This window comes from Sphingobacterium sp. B16(2022) (assembly GCF_012030425.1).
GTDB lineage: Bacteria > Bacteroidota > Bacteroidia > Sphingobacteriales > Sphingobacteriaceae > Sphingobacterium > Sphingobacterium anhuiense.
Map to the genome: position 1 here is coordinate 508911 of NZ_JAAUVN010000001.1, position 25353 is coordinate 534263.

Genomic DNA, 25353 nt, shown 5'->3' on the forward strand with positions numbered 1-25353 from the left:
TTATGTTTAAGCATCTAAAATTCATTGACGGTACATCTGATAAATTCTGGGAAATACAAACAAACGGTGCAACACATACAGTGACTTATGGTAGAAATGGTACTGCTGGGCAATCAAAAGATAAAACATTTGATAGTGAAGAAGCGTGTCTCAGGGATGCGGAGAAGCTTATTAATGAGAAAACTAAGAAAGGATATTCGGAGGATGGAACTGTAGAAGTAGCGCCACAAGTTACAAAAGATGGAACTGTGCGGAAACCTAACGCCTCAGCGCAGCGTAAAGAAGAAGCGGTGAAGCGTATTAAAGAGATCATCAGTAAAGGAAGTGTATCTGATATTATTCCTTATCTGGAAGAATATGCAAGTGGGAATCTAGAGGTTATTAAAAAGGAGATTCGTGCTGCCAAACGCTATTGGGTTGATTATGTGGATCTCTCCAAAGATCCTTTGTTTAAGTCTAAGGCACAGTATGATTGGGGTATACGCGGGACAAAGGGGCAGCAACGAATGGTCAAATTATTGGCTTTAGCGACCTTTAGCGGTTCGGATGCCGCTAGCTGGGATGTATTTATCGAATTAATCAATCAAGTGCGAAGCCCTGAAGTTGACCAGATTCTAACGTATGCCAAACCCAATTGGCTGACACCATATTTGCTGCAATACGTGCGTAAAAATACGTGGCAATCTGTTGATTATGATACTTTAAGGTATGCGGAAAGTAAGGGGTTTCTGGAATTTGAACCGGAGGTTTACGCAAATTCGATGTCAAGACTCCATAATCCATCAGCTGCTTTACTGAGTTTTTTTACAACAGACGAATTGACCATACAGCGCGATATTCCACTTGTTTTTGATTATGAAACACCTATCCATACGGTTTACTCTAATTATAGGTGTGAAAATCAGGTCAATGAACTGACCTGGGATAAGATATTTGATCAATTGCTAGCCGATAATAAAATTGATAAAGCGTTTATTTTAACAAGTGCGTTGGAGGTTCAAACCAAAAATTGGAACATTAACCTGAAGAGTTATTTTAGAAAATTGATCGATCGGATAGGCGTGGATGAGAAAATGTTACTGGAGCATCAGGAGTTATTTTTCCCCTTGCTGCATGCTGAAAATAGTGCGGTGATCAATTTCGTCGTCGATACTTTAAAACCTTATTTTGCACATGCTGACTTTAGATTGGAAGAATTTCTAACCTGGTCTGAGGGTCTTTTTATGCGCAATGATATTAAATCGGCACTTAAAACGCTACTGGTACAATTTGATAAATTGCTTAAAAACCGTCCCGAAGTAAAAGAACAATTTATTCTTCAGGCGGCCGATATCTTTATGGTCCAGGATCTGCAATTGCAGGATCGAGCGGCGAAATTTATATTAAAACATCAGAAAGATCCGATAGAAGCGCTTACAGAAAAACTTACCCTTTACAGTGCGCAAATGCTGGGAAGTATTCCTGCAGATTTAAAAAATTTAATGGTGGCATCCAGCTATACTGAACAGGAAATCTTAATTGAATTATTGATCAGTACTGGAGAGGAATATGTTTTTGATCCAGTGAACGAAAAAAAACTCCAGCAGCCTTTTACTTATCCTGCGAGTTGGAATGATATTTTGTTTAAAATTGGAGAGGTCATCGGTAGTACAGATGCCGTTCAGATGGAAATATTGATGAATGCCTGGGTCTTGCACAGAGCGACTTTTCCGGCGGATTATAAGGAGCAGCTGGATCCCTATATCAATCAGCTTAAGAAAGTTTACCGGGAATCGCAATGGTTTCAGCACTTTTCTGGGGTATTTTTAAATATGTACTTCCAGCCGAATAAGATCTATCAGAATACGGATCGATACTCAAACTATTCCAAATGGGCGAGTATGATCGGAGAGCAGTTAACACAGCTACAGCGCCATATCGCAAAAGAAATTCAATTGCCTTTATTGAGTTTACCGACGCATGAACCTTTTTGGATTGCTCCTCAAATAGTGGTTCAACGTATTTTAGATTATCAAGATAAAGGCGTAGCCCTAGATTTATTGGATCTGTCTATCGCTTTGAGCCGTACGGTTCGGGAAGATCTGGATGGTGTTGTAGCGTTGATCGATCAGATAAACGACAGTCAGGTCAAAGCAGTTCTGACCTATGCGTTAGGATTTGATGACGAACTGAAAATTGAAAAAAAATCATGGGTCAAAAAGCTTTTATCTTCATCCGATAATGCGCATGTGGGCTGGCTGGGTGTTTGGGCTACTGTTGCCCGGACGCATTATCCAGAGGCTGTTTTTCCGGAATTTGAAGATGAAAATTTGAAAGACATACCCTTTGCCGTAGCGCCTTTCCAACCGGAGCTTACGTTTACACCTTCTTATTATCAGGGATATAATTATCAGACTAAAAAATCAGAAATGGTGTATGATGGTGAAAAATTAAGTTTCCACTTTCCAAACTTCAAACAAGAACCGCACACCTTTATTTACCACAAGGATATTTATCAACGGGGCAAGGACAGTTTGCATAGTTATTATCTGTATAAAGATGATATCTCTTACATGCATAGTGTGATGCCTCAGAATACCGAAAGTCTTTCTTTGTTTCTGACCTTGGGGTTAGCGGCTAAATGTGATCAAGGTGGAAAGACGCCGATCGGCTATTTGCAGGAAATGATGTATGATTTCTTTAACTTTGATCGGCAGTCGGTGCTATTTTTAGCGACTTCATGTTTTAACAAAGAAAAAGAAGTTCGGGCCATGGCTACAGAAGTGCTCATCACGGCCATCGATAGGCATCGATTACCGGTTCACGATCTGGGGCATTTCCTGGGCATCCTGATGAGTCATACTTATGGTCCATTAGGAAGATTAGAGGAGGTTTTGGGGCAGTGCCGGGATATCTCTTCCAAACATAATAATGCTTTGATGCAGGTGATCAATCAGATGCTCCTGGATTACACTATAGCTGAAAAAATGCCGACTAATTTCAAGAAACTGATTGAACTATATTATGATCTGGTACATAAGGAAAATCAGGAAATTTCCATTGAAATGAAGCAGGTATTTGAGAAATTAATGGTTTTTAAATCATTACAACCGATATTAAAAAAATTAAGCAAATAAGACATGGCAATTACAGATTTAGCGTTCAGCTACAGCAATAATTCAACACTTGTACAGCAATCAGGAATGCAGCAATTGGTGCTTGCCCACCAGTCCGAATTAAGTGAGGTAAGTGCTGTTCCGTGTTTTTTCTGGGGCAGTATTACCGATCCGCTATTAACTTCAAAATGCTTATTGACATTGGCCAAAGTGGTGCAGTCTAGTTTTGGACCGGTACCCCCGAGCCTACGGGATCCTATTGTATCTGCTGGTACAGATCAGATCCGCTTTGAAGGATTCTCTTCCTGCAATGGTGTGTATGCACGGGTTGACCTGCTTGAAGATGCCATTGATGGCGAGTTTATCAGCAGTGGTACGACCAATGTAGACTTTAATGAGCCTATGCTCAATGCTTTAAATGCCGTTAAAAAAACGGAGAAAATGGTGCTGGGTGTCGGAAGTAAAGAGGTTTCCATCAGTACCGATAAAACCAAAGTAGTGGAAAAGAAAGTCACTTTACCACCCCGATGGATCAAAGGATTGACTTCTGTACAGCTTTATCTTGCCGGTATGCAAGAAAAATACAGTTTGTCCAAAATACAGATTATCCAACTGTTTCAGGGCATTCCAAAAGGGAATGTGAAAGGTGAGTTATTCCTGAGCCAAAGAGGGCCCAGGTTTGTGTTTTCACCTATTGCAACAGCGGGATCAGTACGCGTAGGCGGTGTACAGCGCTTGCGTTTATTGGAGGGAATCTTGCCTTATGCGGAAAAGTTGATCGTCTATCAGGAAGACGGAGGCGAGAGTTGTGCCTTTGTTGCCGATTTTGGTAAGATCAGACTTTCGTTGGCATTATCGCCCGATAACTACCGTGGTTTTTCAGGGGAAGGAAATGTATTGGAAAATATGGTCAAGGCGGTGCCTCAAGAATGGGTACATGCCGTGAACAGCCTGCTCAAGTCCAATGCACTTTTTGATCCGACTTTATTAGCGATAGAACACGATGTGGATTTTGCATCCATGGATACCTTGACAGGTTCCCTTTCCTCAATAGGTTTACTCGGGTATGATCTGCACGATCATCAGCATTATTACCGCAGATTGCCCTTCAAGACAGAGCGTATTCTTGCTCTAAATCCAAGATTGAAGAATGCACAGAAATTAGTGACAACAGATGGTGTTCAATTTGTCAAAAATACGCCAAACTATATCGAAGCCCGAGTTGAAGGTTCGGGTGTAAAGCATACCGTGATTATTGCTGGAGACAAACAGCAATGTACCTGTGACTGGTTTACGAATCATCAAGGAAAACGCGGACTGTGTAAACATATTTTAGCAGTGAAAATGCTAAATGGCTAGTCTTGTATTCAGAAAGCTGAAGTTTTGGTGAAAACAAACATCAAAGCTTCGCGGTTATTATTAATTAAAGATGCTTTCCTTAGTTGGAAAGCATTTTTTTTAGCATTTTAAATAAATCTAACACAAAATATTTCATGTCTGAGATTGAAGGCTTATCCTGTGTAGAAGTAAATAGACCGATCTCAGGATCGTTGTGTTTTAAAGAATTACTCCCTGCGATAACAAGTGTAGATGTACCTGTTGTCTGCTAAGATAGACAGTCTTTTTAATCGCTGTGCAACAATTTTTTTATTTAAAATGAATTTAATGTAGGGGTAATGTGCATATGATACTTTTACAGCATGAGAAGAAAACCAATTACTATTCTAAGTTTATTACTGTCAGTAGGTGGTGCAGTTAGCTGTAACGATAATGACAAGATCGGTGACAATGCGGAAAAACCTCCTGTAGCCCATGTGGATAATTATTCAAAAGAACCCGTTTTTGTGTATGGGATGGCTGGCTTTGAAAATCTGAATATCACTTCGCTTATTTCCAGTTCGGATAAACTTGCCGGTTCTCCGGAATTTGTATTTGCAGGACAACCAGATGGTGCCGGATTTATGAAAGATCCGAATTCAAATGGTTTTTTGATGATCACTAATCATGAGATTACGCAATCTGTATCACGGGTGTTTTTAGATAATAATTTTAAACCGGTTAAAGGTGAGTATATTATGGATGGTACTGGTGGCACGACAAGACTTTGTTCTGCCACGCTGGCTACTCCCGAAGAGCATGGTTTTTCTGCTTTCTTAACTGCAGGTGAATCGGGTGAAGAAAGTATGGTCCACGAACTGAGTCCTGTGGCTTCGACAGCACAACGCTCTGATAAAAATCGGGTTAAACCTGCTCTAGGTAAAGCTTCTATGGAAAATGCAGTACCGCTTCCCAAAGATATATCTAATGGTAAAACGTACATTCTGATCGGTGAAGATCAGTCGTACAGCTCTAGCCATCAGTCTGCAGGACAGTTGATCATGTATGTATCCGATAAACAGGGTGATCTGGATAATGGAAAACTATACGCTTTAAAGAGAACCAACAACGATTTTACGGAAACGAATATCAAAAAAGGTAGCTCGTATGAGGTTGAGTTTGTCGAGATTCCCAATGCTAAGAATCTAATGGGTAAAGAGATAAACAAAAAGAACATGGACAACAATGCCATTCGCTTTTCTCGTGTAGAAGATGTTGATTACAGAAAAGGGGCCAACAATGGAAGAGAGATTTACTTTACTGCAACGGGACAGTCTGCCAACGGTAGTACTCCGACGGAAGGACTGACAATGTGGGGGCGTGTCTATAAGCTGAATCTGGATGCGAAAGATATGCTGAAAGGTAAGCTGGAAGTAATCGCTGAGGGTGACTCTGATCCAGGTAACAACCTGATTAATCCCGATAACCTGTGTGTAACGGAGAACTACGTGTATATTCAGGAAGACGGCGATTCTTATTATACGGATGCTAAGCATGATTCTTATATCTGGCAATATAGTATGGCGACTAAAACTTATAAACCTTGGTTGAATATGAAGCACAACCGTAACGATGCTGACTGGCAAAAAAACTATAACCAGAGTGGCAATCTGAATAAGTTTGGTTCTTGGGAATTTGGTGCTATGGTTGATGTATCGCATCTGGTAGGGATACCGAATACCTTTGCGGTCAATATTCACTCACACACTTGGCAGAGCGATAAATTTGCAAATGCAGATGGATCGGGTGCTGTTATTAGCAAAGAAGGTGGGCAGGTTGTGCTTATCCGTAATGTACAAAAATAGCATTCTACATCTCGTCAAATCTTTATAAATAGGTATCCTGCTCTTGTTGTAGGATACCTGTATTTTTTAACGTCATAAATGGTGATGTAGATTGATATTACGATTGATTGAAGCCATTTTAATAGTGTACTAAAGAAAAAATAGAATGAAAAATTGGATCGTATATGGTCTGTTTGCTATTGCCTTGTTAGCTGTTATGTGCAAAGGAAATACTCAGGGTAACGATAAGGATCTCGAATTTCTGAGAACTTCTGTTTTGCAACAGAATGTGCATTTTGAAAAGCAGATTGATCAGCTTATAGCTTCTGTGGAGCGGAAAGATCCGTCGAGAAATTTACAGTCTCAATTTGATAGCATACGGTCGAATTATAAATCGATGGAATGGGCAGTTGCATATTTTATGCCCGAGACTGCACGTTTTTTGAATGGGCCCAATCTGGATGAAATTGAGATTGAAGAAAATGCGGTTATTGAAGCTGAAGGTTTACAGACTTTAGAGGAGTATTTTTACCCGGCATATGATGGTTCGCAGCAACAGGAAACCTTACGGTTTTTAAAAAAATTAAAGAACAAATCTTTAGCGATTGACACTTATTTTGAAGTAAATACGCTATCCCTTCCTCAGGTTATGGAAGCGCTTCGTAATCAAATTTTCAGGGTCACGACGTTGGGAATTACAGGTTTTGATACTCCAGTATCGGGTCACGGACTGAAAGAATCAATAGCTGCGCTTAACGGTGTCGGAGATGCTCTCTTAATGATCAAGCCAATCGTAAAAAATGGGGATAAAATTGATTATATCCTGAACCTCATCAAAGCCGCCAATAAAGAATTGGACAAGGTAAAGGATAAAGACAGTTTTGACTATCTGGTTTTTATCGATTTGCACCTTAATCGACTGTCTGATGCTTTATTTGATTTTCGTACTACAGAAGGTATTGTTCCTCTAGATGTAAACCACCCGATAAATCCCGAAGCCTCAAACCTATTTAGTGAGAAAGCATTCAATCCTGATTTTTTCGCGCCGTCGGAAAAACACAAAATGAGCGGAGTAAAGGTTGCTCTAGGTGCTAAACTGTTTCGTGAAAATATGCTCTCTGGTGATCAGAGTCGCTCCTGTATTTCTTGCCATCATCCTGAAAAAGCATTTTCTGATGGACTGAAAGTTCCGATGGCACTGTCAGGAATACCTATGGATCGTAATACTCCGTCTATTTCCTATAGCAATTATCAGCATGGTCAATTCTGGGATATGCGTAGGGAAGACCTAGAAGGACAGAGTGTAGATGTGATTACAAATAAAGATGAGATGCATGGTGACATGACGAAAATAGCGGCTCATCTCAATAAGGAGCATAGCTATAGCAGTGACTTCAAAAAAATCTATCAGACCGATACAATCGAGGGCTGGCAACTGCAAAATGTACTAGCAAGTTATGTCCGCTCTTTGTCTGTATTCAGTTCGCCATTTGACCAGTACATGAAAGGGGATAAGCAGGCGATGACGCAGGAACAGCGGGATGGTTTTAACCTGTTTATTGGAAAGGGAAAGTGTGCGACCTGTCATTTTATACCTTTGTTCAACGGTACCGTTCCTCCTGAATATAGCAAGACCGAGTCTGAGGTACTAGGTGTGGCGACAGATTATACGAATAAAATATTGGATCCTGATAGGGGGAGAGGTCGTTATCATAGTACGGTAGATCAATTGCAGTATGCTTTTAAAACGCCTACTGTGCGCAACAGTAGTAAAACGGCTCCGTATATGCATAATGGTGGTTACACGACCTTAGAGCAGGTGATGGATTTTTACAATAAAGGTGGTGGAAAGCAATTTGGATTTGCACTGGAAAACCAGACTTTACCGACAGATTCTTTGGAATTGACGGATCAGGAAACGGCTAAAATCATTGCTTTTATCAAGGCGCTGGATGATTAATGATCGTGATACGGCTTTTACCTGAACTGTCACCATATAACTACCGTAATTTGTCAAAAATACGCCAAGCTACATCGAAGCCAGAGTTGAAGGTTCGGGTGTAAAACATACCGTGATAATTGCTGGAGACAAATAGCAATGTACCTGCGACTGGTTTACCAATCATCAAGGAAAACGCGGACTGTGTAAATATATCTTGGCGGTAAAAATGCTAAATGGTTAGTCTTGTATTCAGAAGGATAAAGCTTTGGTGAAAACAAACATCAAAGCTTTGCAGTTATTATAAAGAAAAGATGCTTCCTTAATCGGAAAGCATCTTTTCACGTTTATTACAGCTCTATTTGGTTAATTTTTACTCTTCTGTATCTTCATTCTTCCCCACAACTATTTCTTATTTTAACGTGTAAACGGCAAGGAAATATTTGCTGTTATGTTATTTATTTGAGAGAAATCTGATGTCATTTATGTCGTTAAGCATCTCGGAAAAGATGAAATGATTTAAATTATAGCTTAAACCTATCCCTGTAATTTATTGCTGTCTTTCAATGCAGATGCAAAGGGAATGCATTCACCATACGCCCTAGTTTTTATTGAAAAATTAGTTGTTATCCTAAAATTTATTGTATCTTAGAAATATTATGTAGTACATAAATATAACCAATAACCTTGTAACTAACGTGGGTAAGATTAGATAAGACCGTAAAGAATGTGATCAAAGTGGATTTTCTAGTTACAATTTATAGTGAGCACTTTTTAAATTTTTAAATAATCATTATGAACAGAAAAACCCTAAATTTTATGGCAGCTGGTTCTTTGCTAGCTGTTTGCAGTATTCATGTATCCTGCAGCAAAGAACATGTGAACCAATCAACTGATCAATTGTTAAATGTGTCAAAAACAAAAGCGGTTGCGATTACCGCTTCCGTACAAAGTTTATCCGATTATGAATTAATTTGGTCGGATGAATTCAATACGGTAGGGGGCTTTGACAACAGTAAATGGAGCTATGCCGAACGCGGTACTGTAGCCTGGAACAAGTATATGACGCATACATCTGATTATGTTTCGCAAGATGGTAATAATCTCGTGCTGCGCATGGACAATGCTGTGATTCCAACAGATCCGGTTCCGTATCATAGTGGCGGTGTTAAATCACAGAGTAAATTCAGTATGACCTTTGGTAAAGTAGAGGTCAGGGCAAAATTTACCCAAGGAAGGGGTTCGTGGCCAGCGATATGGATGATGCCAGAACCTGCAACGGCTTATGCCGGATGGCCGGGATGTGGTGAAATCGATATTATGGAGCATGTCAATAATGAGATGGTCGTGCATCAATCGGTGCATAATGCGACCGTAACAGGTTCTGGGGGAGGTACCAGTGCGACACATTCTACAAACTATAATGCAGCAGACTATAATATTTATGGTCTCGAGTGGAGCCCGAATGCGCTCAAATTTTTTGTTAATAATACCCTTCAGTATACGTATACGAAGGCCACTGGAGCGACCTGGCAACAATGGCCATTTGATGTTCCTTTTTATTTAATTTTAAATCAAGCTGGTGGAGCGGGTTGGCCTGGTGCTATTACGAACGCGGATTTGCCGTTTAATATGCAAGTGGATTATGTACGTGTTTATAATCTGCCTATCTTTTACAATGGTGGGTTTGAAACAGGTACACTTTCGCCTTGGACTTCTTGGGGTGGCAATGCGGCGATTGTTAATTCCAATATGCGTACAGGTTTAAAATGTATTCAATTGACGGGGGGAGCAAATGCTGTTGAACAGTATTTAACGGGACTGCAACCTAATACGACCTATCGGTTTTCTGGATATGGTAAAGTTGCCGCTGCTGGACAACAGGTGTTACTTGGGGTTAAAGGTTATGGCGGCGCTGCTGTCGATGCGGCCTTTAATACAACTGCATACAGCAATAATTCCGTTACTTTTACAACGGGAGCGACACAAACAACGGCAACTTTATACTTTTATAAGGCTGGTACCGGAACTGTTTACGGAGATGATTTTACTTTAGAAAAATTATAACAAAGAGTCGATGTGAACTAAATGGAGCCTTGTTTGTATCTTTTGTATACATAACGTTCATGATATGCTTAAAGTTATTCAAAATCTGCCTGAACATGTGTTTGGCGTTCGTGCAAGTGGAGAGGTCACCAAAGATGATTTAAAAGATGTTTTATTGCCGGGCCTGGAATCCTTAGCCAATCAATATAAAGAGATCTACTATCTTTTGGTATTGGATACCGATGTGCAGAACTTTACTGCAGGTGCCTGGGTGCAGGATCTGGTAGCAGGAGTGAAGCACTTTACAGATTGGAAGAAGATGGCTATCGTAACCGATCAAAAAGCGGTAGAAAAATTTACGGATGCCTTTAGTTACATCAGTCCGGGCGAAGCTAAGGGCTATGAACTCCGTGAGCTACAAGATGCGATCGATTGGTTGAGTATTAAAAAATAAGTGCATGTGCTGAAGGCATTACCTGCGGGGTTAGCTCTTGAAATCACAATTTTTCCAATCTTATTTATTACACTCAAAATTGGAAAAGGAACAATTGAGGTTCTGCAAAATTCCATTCAAAGCAATTTAAGGCACTCAAGTGTTGCGCGAAAAGCTGTACAGGTAAAAAGAAATATACTAAAAAGCGTAATAGCAACTTTGTTGCTATTACGCTTTTTAGTATATTTGCCTTGTGCTGATACATAAACAAATCCAATCTAGAAGTTTAAAAGCGAATCTTATCGTTTTTTTGTATCTCTATTGGATTGTCTGTAGTATATTTTTTCTACATATCCATGTTCTAAAATCGGGTGAAGTTATACAGCATAAGCATCCTTATCCGATTACAAAGAAGGGGAATGATCACCATAGTGAGAATGAAATTCGGACCTTTAGTTCTGATTATCTTTTTGAGTTTTCCGAAGGGCCTGTTTATCATAACCTAAATCCATTTTTTACACTGTGGGGTGTTTTATGGAAATTTCCAATCGATCTTTATGAAATTTCGCAGTCTTTAGTTCCGACCTTCCCGCGAGGTCCCCCAATCTTCATCAATTATATTACTATAGTGCTGTAGCACCATTTCATTTTCTGGTTTTTTACGATTTTAAAATGCTTTGTCATTGCTAATAATGATGAAGTAATGAATATATATGATGAAGAAATTTTTATTTTTTGCTTTGTCGGTTATTGCTACGTTTAATAGTTACGGGCAGACGGACAGCAAGCATACCGGGCGCATTTTGGATGACAAAAAGGGGGCGCCGATAGCAGGGATTACTATTAAAGTACCGGACCTTAAGCTGGAGCTCGTTTCGGATCAGAACGGTGGGTTTATCATCCCCCCGAAATATAAGGGGCAACATTTGGTGGAATTTAGCGGTGTCGGTTACCAGACGCGAAGTTTGAAAATTGATTTGGGTAGTCATGATGTACTTTCAATTCCATTAAGTCCAAGCAATTTAACGCTAGATGAGGTCATTGTAACGAGTGCGGCGATCAGCTCAAGCAGTAAAAAAAATAGCACTTCAATCGCTGTTGTGGGCAAACAGCAATTATTGGAGCCAGCGACGAATGCAATAGAAGGTTTGGCGAGGCTAGTGCCGGGGGTAGCGGCGATTACGACTGGGTCATCTATCGCGAAGCCTGTAATACGGGGGCTATCATCCAACCGGGTTGTGACGATCAGCAACGGGGTCAAGCAGCAGGGAAATCAGTGGGGCGATGAGCACGGGATCGAGATCGATCAATATGGTGCAGATCGTGTCGAAGTATTGCGGGGTGCGGCATCTTTGATGTATGGATCCGATGCACTAGGAGGGGTGATCAATTTTTTGGAGCCCCTTGTTCCGCAAAGTGGGGAAGTTAAAGGCGAGGTATTATCCAATTATTCGACCAACGGCGGATTAAGTGCCAGTTCTGCTATGTTGACAGGTAATCAAAATGGATTTGTCTGGAGAGGAAGAGGAACTTATAAAAATGCTTATTCATTCAAGACCCCTACAGGTTATTTTCCAAACTCAGGTTTTAATGAAACGAATTTCAGCGCCATGTTTGGGCTTAATAAATCTTGGGGTTATTCCCATGTAAACGCATCTTTTTTTCGCAATAATATTGGATTTTATGAACCTGCTTTTGATAGCCAGGGTAATTATATCGATGCGGCAGGGAATCGTTTTACGGATCGAGATTTTAAAAATAGAAGCCTGGAGTTTCCGAAACAGGATATCCGACATACAAAGCTTTCCTGGAATAATCAGCTTATTTTAGATCAGGGATCATTAAAATTTGATCTTGGTTATCAGAACAACCAGCGTCGAGAACATGATAATCCTGTTCCCAATCTCTTTTTGGATCTGCATACATTAACCCTTGATGCGAAGTATACTGTCAATGAATTTCAGGGATGGCAGCCAGCTTTTGGGATCAGTGCCGAACATGCTAAAAATTCCAATAAAGGGGCTGAGTTTTTGCTTCCCGATTACCAGAGTTTTGGTGCGGGGGCTTTTGGGTATCTTAAAAAGACCTGGGATAACACAACAGTTAATGCTGGTGTGCGCTATGATTATCGTGTCAATGATGGTGATGGATATGTCAAAGATGGCGAAACATTTGAAAAGTATAAAAATCATTTTTCGAACGTTAGTTTTGCTACGGGTCTAACGCATCAAGTGAGTCCGTATATTAATTTAAAAGCCAATTTAGGGAATGCTTTTCGATCTCCCAATCCGGCAGAACTTAGTTCAAATGGTGTCCATGAGGGAACGTTCCGGTATGAAATCGGTAATACGGCTCTGAAGCCCGAAAAAAGTTATCAGGCGGATATCAGTATATACTACGATCGGGGTATATTTAATGGAAGTATCAGTCTTTATTCTAACCTGATCAAAGATTATATCTACATCTCATCACGGCCTGGTGATGAAACAGCCGATGGGATGGCAATTTACCGGTACGGTCAGGTTGATGCACAGCTGAATGGATTTGAAGGAGATTTTAATATAACCTTATTCCGCTATCTTACTTTTAACAATATATTCTCATACACGTATGCTAAAAATAAGACCCTGGATAGACCTTTACCTTTTATTCCAGCAGGACAGTTCAAAAATAGCCTGAAATATAGCCCGGAAATAAAAGGACTGTCGGCAAGCTATTTGAAAGTCGGTATTGATAACTTTTTTGCGCAACGACGCGTAGACCGTGAATTTGAAACCAGTGTGTCAGGATATACTTTGTTAAATGCTTCTTTAGGAACGACATTTAAGATCAGGGGATTAAATATACAAACGTATGTTGCTGGAAATAATTTGCTTGATAAAAAATATTACGATGCATTGAGCCGTCTGAGACCCGGCAGATTAGATCATCACGACCTCTCATTGGGTGTCTATAATCCGGGGCGAAATGTTACTTTTGGCCTGATTACATCTTTCTAAAACCACAAAAGTGGAAGTAGGGATGCTTCCACTTTTGTAATCACAATAATCTTTTTTCTCCTTCGATCCAGCTCGTATGAATCAGTTCATAAAAGTATAATCTGTGTATCCTCGGGCATCGCCTCCTCCAAATAAAGTATGATTGTCTGATATGTCATTTAAGGGAGCTTCCAATTTAACACGTTGCGGATAATCCGGATTTGTTAAAAATTTCCTTCCAAAACCTATTAAGTCAACCAAATTGTCTGCTAATAGTTTTTCTCCTTCTTCAGGAGTTTTATTTCCTGTTACGATGATGGTATTTGTGAATTTTTTTCTCAATTCTAATCTGAATATTTCTGGAATTAAGGGTGCATCTGCCCAATCTGCTTCACAGAGATGGATGTAGGCAATATCTAATTTATTTAATTCCGCCGCGGCTAACATAATTGTATCAAGTATTTCGGCATCGTCCATATCCTTAAAAGTAATGAACGGAGAAAGACGTACGCCTGTTCTTTCTTTACCTACAGCCATAATTACAGCTTTGGTAATCTGAATTAATAATCGAATCCTGTTTTCTTGAGTACCTCCATACGCATCGATTCTTTGATTGGAGTTGCTCCGTAAAAACTGATCAATCAAATAACCATTAGCTCCGTGAATTTCTACTCCGTCGAAACCAGCTTCTATTGCATTTTTTGCTCCTTGTGCAAATTCTTGAATGACCACCTCAATATCTTCTTGCGTCATTTCTCTTGGTTCTTCGACAGGTACAAAAGTAGCATCTCCATTGGGTGCACCATCAAATATATAAACATTCGTATCTTTTGCTATTAATGCCGATGGTGCAATAGGTTGTAATCCGTTAACTTTGGAAGATGAAACTCTTCCAACATGCCACAGTTGTAAAAAGATCTTGCTACCGGCATGATGTACGGCTTTTGTTGTTAATTTCCAACCTTCAATTTGTTCTTGGGTATAAATTCCAGGTGTTTTTGCATAGCCCTTTCCTTGTAAAGAAACTTGGGTAGCTTCTGTGATGATAAGTCCTGCAGATGCTCTTTGGGCATAGTATGTTGCCATTAAAGCATTCGGAATATCGCCGGGTTGTGATGCCCTTGAGCGTGTCATCGGAGCCATCAGGAAACGGTTTTTTAATGCTATCCCTTTCAGGATATAGGATTCGAAAAGTTTTGTAAACATTTTATTTCGTTTTGTAAATATTTTATTGATGCTATTGTGATAAAGCTGGGGTAATCTGTATTTCGGGTTAAAATTTTAGTACTACTTTACCGATTGTTTTCCCACTTTCCAATAGACGGTGCGCCTCTTTTAGGTTATCTGCCGTAAATCCTTCTATGGTCTTATTAAGGGTTGACTGTAAAGTCCGTGCATCTAAGAGTTGGGCAATTTTGTTTAGGATATGATGCTGTTCTATCAGGTCTTCTGTTTGAAACATGGAACGTGTAAACATGAGCTCCCAATGAAAGCTGACACTTTTGCCTTTTAGCTGGCGGAGGTTTACCGGTTCTGTCGGATCGCTGATTGAACCTATTTTTCCCTGTGGTTTGATGAGTGCCACCATCGCATCCCAATATTGATTTACATCTACAAAATCTACAATAATATCTACCGAATCAAAACCGGTATTTCTTACTTCGTTCACTAAATCTTTGTGGTTCACAACATAGTCTGCTCCAAGTTTTTTGCACCATTCAATTGTGTCTGGTCTCGATGCTGTTGCAATAACTTGTAATCCTAAAATGTTTTTAGCCAATTGTATGGCCACGGAACCCACGCCACCTGCACCGCCGATAATCAATATGGACTTACCTTTGTCTTTGTCAGGATCCAGTCGTAAACGGTCAAACAAAATTTCGTAGGCCGTAAGCGCCGTTAAAGGCATTGCAGCAGCTTCTGCAACGCTTATCTTTTGTGGAGCAAAGCCAACAATGCGCTCGTCCACCAATTGATACTCCTGATTGGAACCGTCTTTTGTAATGTCTCCTGCGTAGAAAACATGATCTCCTTTTTTGAAAAGCGTCGCTTTATCTCCAATTTCTTCCACAGTACCTACAGCATCCCAACCAATGATTTTTGGTTCATTCAAGACGTTGTCTTTTGCGGCGCCCTGTCTAATTTTATAATCGACCGGGTTGATGGAGATGGCCTCGATTTTTACTAAAATATCATGTCCTGTTGGTAGAACTATTTCTTTTTCAAATTCAATGAAGCTTTCTACTTCGTTGATAGGTAATGATTTTTTAAATCCTATTGCTTTCATTTTGTCTAATTTTGTTTTTAAATAAGTGGTCTGCGGCATAACTGTTATTATTTATTTGGGTAATCAATTGGTAAAAAAACAAGGCATAAATCATTTGTATACCCATTGCTTCCCAATTTTCAATGGTGCTGCTTCCAAATAGTAATAAAATAATAAGGATAGCACCAGCAACACTTGTGCGATATGTAAATAAGCCAATGATGAGCAGTAATCCAATGAGGAATTCTGCGAAAGGCAAAGCCAGTCCGAATATTTTGATCGAAAAGGAAGGAAGCCAGCTTTTTTGAAAATTGGTCACCATGTTATCACTAAAAGCATCAAGTTTTGGAATACGCGCTAAGCCGTGTCCCAGCATATTGACACCCATTGCTACTCGCAGTAAAGCATAGGCGACCAAAGAATTATTTGTCTTCATATCTGTTTTGATTTATATCGATTTAATTTTTCAATAGTTTTAAATTACAGTACAAAATTAGAGTCGCAAGGCTAGGGGTTTTAGTAAATTTAAATGTTTTTTTTGTATAAATTCATTGTTATGAACTGAATAGATCTGGATACGGAGGTGATGCAATCTATTGCAGGTGCCAGATCTGATCGCTGGGGTGAAATATTTGGGACGAAGTTATCGGAATGCAGAAAATGATGCTGTAATAAGTATAAACTATTAGGATAGGTGGTTTATGCCTGTTGGCTTCACACAAATACTTGATTTTACCGTTAGCAGAACTTTGCTAGCGATACGTTGTTATCATTGCGAATATGTGATGCGGTGTTTATAAGAATTGAGGTATTTCCCGGAAAGAACCTATTTTTAAAATTTTAGCGAAACAATAGTCGAGCTGAAATTTGGACCATATGATCTTTTATTCAACATGAATGAGGAGGAGAGCGAGACTACCTTTTTTTAAGGTTTCCTCATGGAAAAATTGTTGGAGAGCATAATACTTGGATCATCAAGATCGATCACTCGGAGAATATTATTAAAGCTCATGGGAAACTGAAAATAACCTGTAGGACACAATGTAAAAATCGACCTTCCACAGTATGCCGATAGCATATTTGATGGAAAGTAAAATCAGTAGAAAGTTGACGTATAAAATTAATCAATAGCCTTAAATTGTATGGACAATCAAAAATTAAGTTCCATTGCGCTGATTGGTGGGGGGCCAGCCGCTTTATTTATGTTAAAGGAGATTGTCAACCAAAATCTTGCGGTTGAACATATCTCCATTTTCGAAAAAAATGAACGTTTGGGAGTTGGAATGCCTTATGGTAAATATGGGGCCCGTAAGGAACACTTGGCCAATGTTTCGGCCAACGAAATTCCAGCATTAATTGACGACGTCCCAACTTATCTGTCACGTTATGCTGGAACTGATTTTCCGGATTACTATGCGCATGGTAAATCCAATCCCTATCAGGTTTTACCAAGACTTCTTTTAGGGGATTATCTTGAAAATCAATTTCACCAATACATAGCCTTAGCCATCAAGCGTAAAATAAAGGTGGACGTTTTTACCGAGACCGAAGTGATTGATCTGGTATATGACAGGGCAAATGAATTTTACTCCGTATTTACGGCCACTGATGATGAATATGAAGCTGAAATAGTTGTTATCTGTACCGGGCATTATTGGCCCGAAACTTTTGAAGGAAAGATAAAAGGCTGGTACGATTCGCCCTATCCACCTACTAAATTTGATCAAATGACTAATTTTCCGGTCGCTATTAAGGGTGCTTCTCTAACTGCTGTCGATGCCGTAAAGACATTATCTCGTCTGAACGGCCGTTATATCGTTGAGAATGATCAGGTGAGTTATGTGCTGCATGAAGAATCGCCCAATTTTTCGATCCATTTATTTTCCACAGGAGGTTATCTACCTGCACTGCGTTTTCATTCGGAAGAGGAACCTTATGCGGTATCCTGGTCCATGACACTGGATGAGATTTATGAATACAAAGAGAAAAATGACGGTTTTGTAGATCTTAACTACGTTTTTGAGCGAAATTTCAAATGTCCGTTGCAGAAAAGTGATCCTGCTTTTTATGAAAAGATAAAAGAAATGACGATTGAGGAGTTTGTGGAAGAAATGCTGCGCATCCGAAATGAACTTGACAGTTTTACGCTTTTTAGAGCGGAATATCTCGAAGCAAAAAAATCCATTGACAGAAGGCAGTCGATATCCTGGAAGGAAAAACTGGCTGCTTTTAGCTATGCCATGAACTATCCTGCTAAACACTTCTCTGCAGAAGATATGCTTCGGTTGCGGAGGGTTTTATTGCCGCTCATCAGTGTGATTATTGCTTCTTTGCCTCAGGAATCCTACAGAGAAATTATTGCTTTGTATGAAGCTGGTGTCATTGACCATATTCAAGTCGATAAAGCAAGTCAGGTAGACCCTCATCATGATTTCGGTGCCATTTATAGCTACATGGACACTGAGGGTAAACAAAAGAAAACGCATTATAAATTATATGTTGACGGTACAGGACAACAACCATTGGAATTTAATGACATGCCGTTTGAAGGGATCAAAAACGAAGGTCTGATCAGTACAGGATACCTGAATTTTAAGAATAAGGCTGAAGGGGAGAAGTATTTTAACGAAAAGGGTTATCATGTGAAAAGCAGTACTAACAATTTTTATATGCAGGTAAAGGGACTGAGTATTAATGACCATTTTCAGGCACTTGATGCTTTTGGAAGTGCTACTAAAAATCTATTTATTATGGCTGTACCATTTATTGGCGGGCTGAATCCGGATTATTCAGGTCTTGACTTCTGTGACACTGCAAGTGAGCGTATAGTGAAGTTCATAAAGAATAAGGGGTGAGATTTTTGTTTTAAGATTATTTGGCCTTTATCCATTCCATTCGGCAGTCTGTTGCGCCTGTATTTTCGTCCAACATTTCTTCGATAATCCGAAAACCGTGTTTCTGATAAAAATGGATTGCTTGTTCATTCAAGGCGTACACATTTAACGAAAGCTGATCACATTTTGTCTTTATGAACTGCAGAAGTGCAGAACCGTATCCTTCTCCTTGATGAGCAGGACTTATAAATAAGGCTGCAATATGATCGTCTACGACTGATAGAAAACCTTTAATACTATTCGATTCATCTTCCAAAATCCATGTTTTACTGGATGGTAAATAAATATCTTTCATCTTTTGAGCGCTATTGATCCAGAAGGATGAATCTATAAAATGATGTGCTTTTATTGAAGCTTCCAGCCAGATATCAATTAAATGACTGTAGTCATCTTGTACAGCAATTCTTATCATATTAAATTCTTAAGGGTTTTAAGTCGTTCCATATATTTTAATTTAACGATAGCGTTTTATTGAAATCAATAACCTGCTATTTTATTTTCATTCGCATAGATTTACTAAAGGTTTCAAAACCTTCACGCAGATACAATGCCTCTGCTAAGGTGTTTTTTGCCAGTACACTTAGTTCTAGATAATCTGCTTCCTGCTCTTTTGCCCATTGCTTGATGCGGTCAATCAATGCTTTTCCAATTCCTTTTCCGCGCATATTCTGATCAACCACAATATCCATTAAATACATGCATTTTAACGGAACAAAACAATTATAGGGCGGGCTTTCCTCTAATTTTGCAATGGCAAAACCTTTTGCCTCTCCATCTATAGTGTAAATGAATGCAACAAAATTATCTGCTGCGGCAACTACTTGCTGAAGAAAAGCTTCATCCTGAAGGGCAGGCTGAAGGTAATCCGGTTCATAGTTTGCCAGCTGTTCAAATAGCAGGGAATAAAGTATTTTTATCTGTGGAAGATCTGCCGGTGTTGCTTTTCTAATATCCATATGTTTTTCGAGCTAAATTAAAATCGATTTCATTATCTTTTTAGCTTTATTTAAGTTTTTGAATGGTCGTGCAAAATTCCTGTAAGGTGTTGATCAATTTGGCAACATGTAGGCCATCGCAAACGGCATGGTGCACTTGTACGGCCAATGGCATAAGGATTTTGTTTCCTTCCGTCTGGTATTTTCCAAAAGTAAAACTGGGGGCAAAATAGTCCGTAAAATCAGCAATATTGAGGTTAAAACTCTCAAAATGAATCCACGGAAGTGCCGAAATATTAAAATGATTTTTGGGAGCTTTTTCAGGGAGGAAGCTCCTATTGTTTTCATTTCTTTGAAGGACCGCGTTATAGCTGGCTATAAAATCCTGGAAGCTGGCCGTATAGGGTACAGAAAGTGCAGAAAAAGTTTCTGTGTCCTGATGAAGGACGGTATAAACCGGGTTTACAGAATCCCAAATAATCAAGTCACCATCTTTCATTGCCATTTTAAACTCAGGATGTTGGTTCACGGCTTTTGACAGCAGATAAATCATCACAGGATAAAATTTAAATCCCTGTTCTTTTACAAAAGGAATAACCGCTGAAATATCTAATTTAACGGTCAAACTGAATCCGCACTTTATCGCATCACGATAAGCATCAAAGTGTTCCTTCCGGTTCCACTTTTCTATATTTACTGTTTTGTATGCTGTCATGATCGTATTGTTTTTTAATAGGTGTATTTTTATACGCCTAGTTTGTTTTGAGTTATTGGATACAAGTTACAAAATATGCCAGACAAGAACGAAATGTGAAATTCTACGCAGAGAAATTGTATTTAGCGCCACATTGTTTAACCACATTATGAAAGTCGGAACTGGAAAATGCATGTTGCAGAGGATTGGCCATGTGGTTGTAATACAGGCTAAATCAGTATCGCCATTCAGGTATCAACTTGATATTTTTCTCATCAGCGTTTCCAAGGGGCCATTCTTATATTTTGTCTTCCATATTTTGCTGAAATAGTAACTGAAGATAAAATATACTATAGAGAATGTTAATATCCACAAGGGGTGTACAGAATCTGTTTGATTGATCTTTGCTCCATAGGGTTTACCGGAGAGGAGTGAAAAAATAATCATTCCGATGGTTAAGTGCGCGATGTAATGGGTGAGGGTCATTTGTCCAGTTATTGCTAAATTTTGGATAAATTTATTTTCTAAAAAAAACGAACTGCTATACATGAAACCTGCGATCAGCATCAGTCCAAAACCTATTGTGCTCAACAAAAATGGTAAAAGGGGAGGAAGGTAATCTGCAGTAATGATCTCTATCAATTCTTTATTGGTAAAAATATTTTGAGCGCAGATCTGTAATATGGTAACGGGTATAAAAAGTGCTGCTCCTAATAGAAATACCCTTTTTTTGGTGATCAATAATGTCCAATTTAATCTGCCGAGATACATTCCGGTGGTAAAATAGGCTATCCAAGGAAAAACACTGTTCCAGCCATTGTAAAATGTGTTTCGTATAAATCCCGGTATCGACCATAGATCGGTATATTCAAGAGTATCAAAGTTCCATCCTTTTTCGAATGGAATAATAAGCAGTAACACATGGAAAACCAAGATTGATAGAATACTAGCGATCAGGTAATATCTTGTGGGTAAAAATAAAAGAAAAGTGGCAATGAATAGGTATAATCCATAGAAATGCAGGATATCTGCTGGCCACCATATGCTGAGCAACAATCCTAAAACGAATAGGAACAATGCTCTTTTTAAAACAGTATGTCTTAGTTTTTTCCTCTCTTCGGCCGTATAATGTGGTATATTGGTCATCAAAGCTATTCCCATTCCTGCAAGCATGACAAATATAGTACTTGAATTTCCACTGAAAAGTGATAGAAATTTTCCGACCGGACTTGTGTCGTTATAATTCCCAAACACCATATTAAAGTTGACAATATACATTCCAAAAATGGCATATGCTCTAGCTAAATCAAACCCAATAATTCTACTTTTGTTACCCATAATATTGAATGTTTAAATGAAAATTCAAATTTCTAAGATTGAATCTGCATTCCATTTGATTTAGGTCAAATAATCAAATTTTGGATCTGATTCTGCTCAGTGTTTCCATGGATATGCCTAAATAAGAAGCAATATAGGTAAGTGGAACTTCAAGAATAATGTGAGGCTGTTGCCGGAGTAACTGTAAGTATCTCTCAGTTGCATTGCGTGTTCGAAATTCAAATAACCTTTTTTCGAGCCACATCGCATAATATTCTGTCATCATCAGATCAAGTTCAACCAGTTTTGGGAACTTTGCTTTAAGCATCTGAAATGATTGCGCCTCGGTCTGGTAAACCGTTACATCTGTGACGGCTTGAATAAATTCTTTACTGGGTTTTTGAAGTACATAGCTATCAAATGAAACCGCAATATCATGTTCAAAAATAAGCTCGGTTGTAATTTCCTTCGTATCATTCCAATAGAATTTTCGTAGGATTCCCTGTTCAATCCAGAAACTATACCGACATAGTTTATCTTGATGTAAGAGAAATTCCCCTTTTTTATATCTTTTTAATTCTCGAATATTTTCTAAAGCGGATAAGGTTTCAGAATCTAAATTTTGAATCAGTTCATCTATTTTTTTGAGTTGTATTTCTTCGGTCATATCCGCATGGTCTTTTTCATTTTGTTATGGCAAGCTAAACTACGCTAAAATAATGAGGCGTTTGGGTTAAAAGCAAGATTATAATCCCATATGTAAAATCGGATATGCTTTGCCTTGTCCATCAATTTCGGATCTGTTCAGTATCTGAAATCCGATATGCGTATAAAATCCAACGGCTTGTAAATTTTGTTCATTAACATCCACTTTGGAGATCTTGAAATGATCTATACCGTGGGTCACCAGCTTTTTTCCGATTCCCTTGCCGCGAGCATTATGGTGAATAAATAGCATTTCAAGATTTTCACCAGAAATCCCCATAAATCCAATTAAAGTCCCATTGTCATCATATCCAAATAGTTTAACATGTTCAAAATAATTTGGGATATGTTCTTTATAATAATTGAAATCTTCTTCTTTAAGAAAATCGTGTGTATTTGATACTGCACTCTCCCATATTTTTATCAGAGTGGGATAATCTGTTATGTTAATTTTTCTAATCATGCTTGTATATATTAGTGAACAAAATTCTGGTATTTTTTACAGTAAACGCTGAACTCAGGTTAAAAAATGTACTTATATATGCCGCTTAAGGCTTGAGGGGTAATATCCTGATAAGAGGCAATATACTTGAATGGGATATAATTTAATACAGGACCCTATTCATAGTATGATAATCTAAACCTGATAAAGTTAATGTTTATTGCTGTTCTCTGTTGCGATTCCTTTGATTTGTGCAGTTTTCCCAAGGATATGTGTCAGTTATTATCGGTTGAAGCATGCTAACTTTGAATCATTAAAATGTTAGAATGATGGCACAGGAAAATCATAACCTCAAAAGTGGATACAGCCAATCAGTAAAGAGAAATTAATTTTATAAAATAACAAGCGCATGAACATCCTATCACAATACATCAGTTATTCCATATTTATCGGCGTTGGTGTCACGTTTTTTATGGATTTGTATGCTTTATTTATCAAAACTGCTTTTTAAAATTCCCTCTTTGGATTATGCTCTTGTAGGGCGTTGGATAGGTCATTTTAAACAGGGTGTCTTCGCTCATAAAAACATTGTGCATGCTGAAAAAATCACTGGTGAAAGGGCTTTGGGCTGGATGGCACATTACCTCATCGGTATTTCATTTGCGCTTTTACTTTTATTGATCTGCGGGCTGGACTGGTTGTACCAACCAACATTTTTAGTTTGTATAATTGTCGGAGTTGCGACTACTGCTGCTCCTTGGTTTATGATGCAGCCTGCGTTTGGTTTTGGCATCGCCGCATCTAAAACTTTTAAGCCTGTCACGGCGCGATTAAGAAGCCTACAGGCACATGCTATATATGGTTTTGGATTATATATAACCGCATTACTCTTGAATAAGCTCATTTTATAACCAAATATTATTATAATCGTAAGTTTTTATTATCTGTACGGAGCGTGAATAACCGAGTCGCTAAGCGCTATATTTCTTGTAGTTTATATTTCCTGAGATCAACAGTGAGTAATTGATCGGTGCTGACCTGAAAGTAGCGCGATAGCGCTAAGAGCACATCTAGTGGTGGAGCCGTTTTCCCGATTTCGTATTTCGCATAAGAATCTCTTGTAACAGCTAGTTCAGCAGCAATTTTTCCTTGTGTAAGTCCGGGTATCTGCATCCTGAGGTACCTGATATTATCAGACAAAATCGATAGTGTTGACATTTTGTGAATATTAATCACATCAAATGTAAGGATAAACGTGAAAAATATTAGCATTTTTACTAAATAATTTAGTGAAATGAATAGAGCGATTGTACATATGGATTTGGATACCTTTTTTGTATCCTGTGAGCGGCTGGTAAATTCGCAACTCAACGATATTCCATTGATTATTGGTGGAGGGGATCGGGGAGTGGTTTCTTCCTGTAGTTATGAAGCAAGAACTTTTGGTGTGCGGTCTGCGATGCCGATGAAGATGGCATTACGGCTCTGTCCTCAGGCCAGGGTAGTAAAAGGGGATATGGAATTATATTCCAAGATGTCCCATACGGTGACAGAAGTGATTGAAGAAAGTGCTCCAGTAATGGAGAAGGCTTCTATCGATGAGTTTTATCTTGACCTGACCGGGATGGATAAATTTTTCGGGGCTTATAAGTGGACCAATGAACTGGGAGCCAAAATTGAAAAGGAAACAGGTTTGCCTATCAGCTATGCTTTATCTATTAATAAAACGGTCAGTAAAATCGGCACAGGCGAATCCAAACCTCATGGTCATCGTGAAATACCTTCAGTGGGTGTTCATTCTTTTCTTAATCCATTATCCATTAGAAAGATGCCGATGGTGGGGAATGCTACTTTCCAGCTCTTATCACGAGTTGGGATCCGTACAATAGGTACATTGTCCGAAATTCCTGTTGAGGTGCTGCAGCAGATGATCGGGAAAAATGGGGTCGATTTATGGAAAAAGGCAAATGGGATTGATGAAACTCCTGTTATGCCCTATTCGGAAAGAAAATCGATTTCCAAGGAAAGAACTTTTAATAGCGACACCACGGATATTCGTGTCGTGAAAAGCCTCATCTCGGGTATGGCCGAACAGCTGGCTTACCAGCTGCGCTGTGAAAAATGGTTGACTTCCACCGTAGTAGTCAAGATCAGGTACTCTAATTTTGATACGGAAACGAAACAATGCCGTGTCACTTATACCTCTGCAGATCATACACTGACAAGGATCGCTTTAGAACTTTTTGATAAAATTTATACCAGACGGATGCGTCTTCGATTGGTGGGACTTCGGTTTACTGATCTGGTGCACGGAAGTTACCAAATGAATTTGTTTGAAGACAATACACAGCTTATCAATCTGTATCAGGCAATGGATGCCATCAAAATGCGCTATGGCAGTGATGCGGTGGGGAGGGCAGTAGGTTTTAATTTTTCAACTTAATTGTC

At 39.0% G+C, this 25353-nt stretch carries 20 protein-coding genes; 10 read left to right on the top strand and 10 right to left on the bottom strand.

Annotated features, from left to right (window positions below; translation table 11 throughout):
* Positions 1-2 precede the first annotated feature (2 nt).
* From HCX49_RS02335 to HCX49_RS02365, 7 genes are all read left to right on the top strand, one after another.
* Positions 3-3116, top strand: a complete 3114-nt coding sequence (locus HCX49_RS02335) for a DUF6493 family protein (protein ID WP_168126024.1) — start codon at positions 3-5, stop codon at positions 3114-3116.
* A gap of 3 nt (positions 3117-3119) precedes the next feature.
* A complete protein-coding gene (locus HCX49_RS02340) occupies positions 3120-4454 on the top strand; it encodes an SWIM zinc finger family protein (protein ID WP_206368168.1) in 1335 nt (444 codons plus the stop codon).
* Positions 4455-4795: 341 nt separating this feature from the next.
* On the top strand, positions 4796-6277 hold the full coding sequence (locus HCX49_RS02345; RefSeq protein ID WP_132771311.1) for a hypothetical protein: 1482 nt from the start codon (positions 4796-4798) through the stop codon (positions 6275-6277).
* A 145-nt stretch (positions 6278-6422) separates the two neighbouring features.
* A complete protein-coding gene (locus HCX49_RS02350) occupies positions 6423-8216 on the top strand; it encodes a cytochrome-c peroxidase (protein ID WP_132771312.1) in 1794 nt (597 codons plus the stop codon).
* Positions 8217-8990: 774 nt separating this feature from the next.
* The gene (locus HCX49_RS02355; protein ID WP_132771313.1) at positions 8991-10262 is read left to right on the top strand and encodes a family 16 glycosylhydrolase; all 1272 of its coding nucleotides are present in this window, start codon (positions 8991-8993) and stop codon (positions 10260-10262) included.
* A gap of 64 nt (positions 10263-10326) precedes the next feature.
* Positions 10327-10695: an STAS/SEC14 domain-containing protein gene (locus HCX49_RS02360; protein ID WP_132771314.1), complete on the top strand. Its 369-nt coding sequence runs from the start codon at positions 10327-10329 to the stop codon at positions 10693-10695.
* 692 nt (positions 10696-11387) lie between these two features.
* Positions 11388-13673, top strand: a complete 2286-nt coding sequence (locus tag HCX49_RS02365; RefSeq protein WP_237682703.1) for a TonB-dependent receptor — start codon at positions 11388-11390, stop codon at positions 13671-13673.
* A gap of 81 nt (positions 13674-13754) precedes the next feature.
* On the opposite strand, the gene HCX49_RS02370 is transcribed toward HCX49_RS02365, so the two are convergent.
* The 3 genes from HCX49_RS02370 to HCX49_RS02380 all read right to left on the bottom strand — a co-directional run bounded on the left by HCX49_RS02370 (position 13755) and on the right by HCX49_RS02380 (position 16354).
* Complete coding sequence (locus HCX49_RS02370; protein ID WP_132771315.1) at positions 13755-14858, bottom strand: alkene reductase; 1104 nt, start codon at positions 14856-14858, stop codon at positions 13755-13757.
* Between the two features lie 67 nt (positions 14859-14925).
* Positions 14926-15939, bottom strand: coding sequence for a zinc-binding alcohol dehydrogenase family protein (locus tag HCX49_RS02375; RefSeq protein ID WP_132771316.1), 1014 nt, complete (start codon positions 15937-15939; stop codon positions 14926-14928).
* Positions 15920-16354 carry a DoxX family membrane protein gene (locus HCX49_RS02380; protein WP_132771317.1) on the bottom strand — a complete coding sequence of 145 codons (435 nt, stop codon included), beginning with the start codon at positions 16352-16354 and terminating at the stop codon, positions 15920-15922. The genes HCX49_RS02375 and HCX49_RS02380 overlap by 20 nt, the downstream gene beginning before the upstream one ends.
* 706 nt (positions 16355-17060) lie before the next feature.
* On the opposite strand from HCX49_RS02380, the gene HCX49_RS02385 reads away from it, so the two are divergent.
* Complete coding sequence (locus tag HCX49_RS02385) at positions 17061-18773, top strand: FAD/NAD(P)-binding protein (RefSeq protein ID WP_132771318.1); 1713 nt, start codon at positions 17061-17063, stop codon at positions 18771-18773.
* A 16-nt stretch (positions 18774-18789) separates the two neighbouring features.
* On the opposite strand, the gene HCX49_RS02390 is transcribed toward HCX49_RS02385, so the two are convergent.
* The 6 genes from HCX49_RS02390 to HCX49_RS02415 all read right to left on the bottom strand — a co-directional run bounded on the left by HCX49_RS02390 (position 18790) and on the right by HCX49_RS02415 (position 22926).
* Positions 18790-19224: an N-acetyltransferase gene (locus HCX49_RS02390; protein ID WP_132771319.1), complete on the bottom strand. Its 435-nt coding sequence runs from the start codon at positions 19222-19224 to the stop codon at positions 18790-18792.
* A 76-nt stretch (positions 19225-19300) separates the two neighbouring features.
* Positions 19301-19768, bottom strand: a complete 468-nt coding sequence (locus tag HCX49_RS02395) for a GNAT family N-acetyltransferase (RefSeq protein ID WP_132771320.1) — start codon at positions 19766-19768, stop codon at positions 19301-19303.
* Positions 19769-19814: 46 nt separating this feature from the next.
* Complete coding sequence (catA, locus tag HCX49_RS02400; protein WP_132771321.1) at positions 19815-20462, bottom strand: type A chloramphenicol O-acetyltransferase; 648 nt, start codon at positions 20460-20462, stop codon at positions 19815-19817.
* A gap of 234 nt (positions 20463-20696) precedes the next feature.
* Positions 20697-21779: a DUF418 domain-containing protein gene (locus HCX49_RS02405; protein ID WP_168126025.1), complete on the bottom strand. Its 1083-nt coding sequence runs from the start codon at positions 21777-21779 to the stop codon at positions 20697-20699.
* 73 nt (positions 21780-21852) lie between these two features.
* The gene (locus HCX49_RS02410; protein WP_132771323.1) at positions 21853-22425 is read right to left on the bottom strand and encodes a Crp/Fnr family transcriptional regulator; all 573 of its coding nucleotides are present in this window, start codon (positions 22423-22425) and stop codon (positions 21853-21855) included.
* A 78-nt stretch (positions 22426-22503) separates the two neighbouring features.
* Positions 22504-22926, bottom strand: a complete 423-nt coding sequence (locus tag HCX49_RS02415; protein WP_132771324.1) for a GNAT family N-acetyltransferase — start codon at positions 22924-22926, stop codon at positions 22504-22506.
* A gap of 461 nt (positions 22927-23387) precedes the next feature.
* Here HCX49_RS02415 and HCX49_RS02420 point away from each other — a divergent pair, with 461 nt between their 5' ends.
* A complete protein-coding gene (locus tag HCX49_RS02420; protein ID WP_206368170.1) occupies positions 23388-23816 on the top strand; it encodes a DUF2938 family protein in 429 nt (142 codons plus the stop codon).
* Between the two features lie 67 nt (positions 23817-23883).
* On the opposite strand, the gene HCX49_RS25330 is transcribed toward HCX49_RS02420, so the two are convergent.
* Positions 23884-24123: a helix-turn-helix domain-containing protein gene (locus tag HCX49_RS25330; protein WP_206368172.1), complete on the bottom strand. Its 240-nt coding sequence runs from the start codon at positions 24121-24123 to the stop codon at positions 23884-23886.
* A gap of 76 nt (positions 24124-24199) precedes the next feature.
* On the opposite strand from HCX49_RS25330, the gene dinB reads away from it, so the two are divergent.
* Entirely contained in the window at positions 24200-25348 is a 1149-nt protein-coding gene (gene dinB / locus HCX49_RS02430) for a DNA polymerase IV (RefSeq protein WP_132771326.1), read from the top strand.
* Positions 25349-25353: the final 5 nt, after the last annotated feature.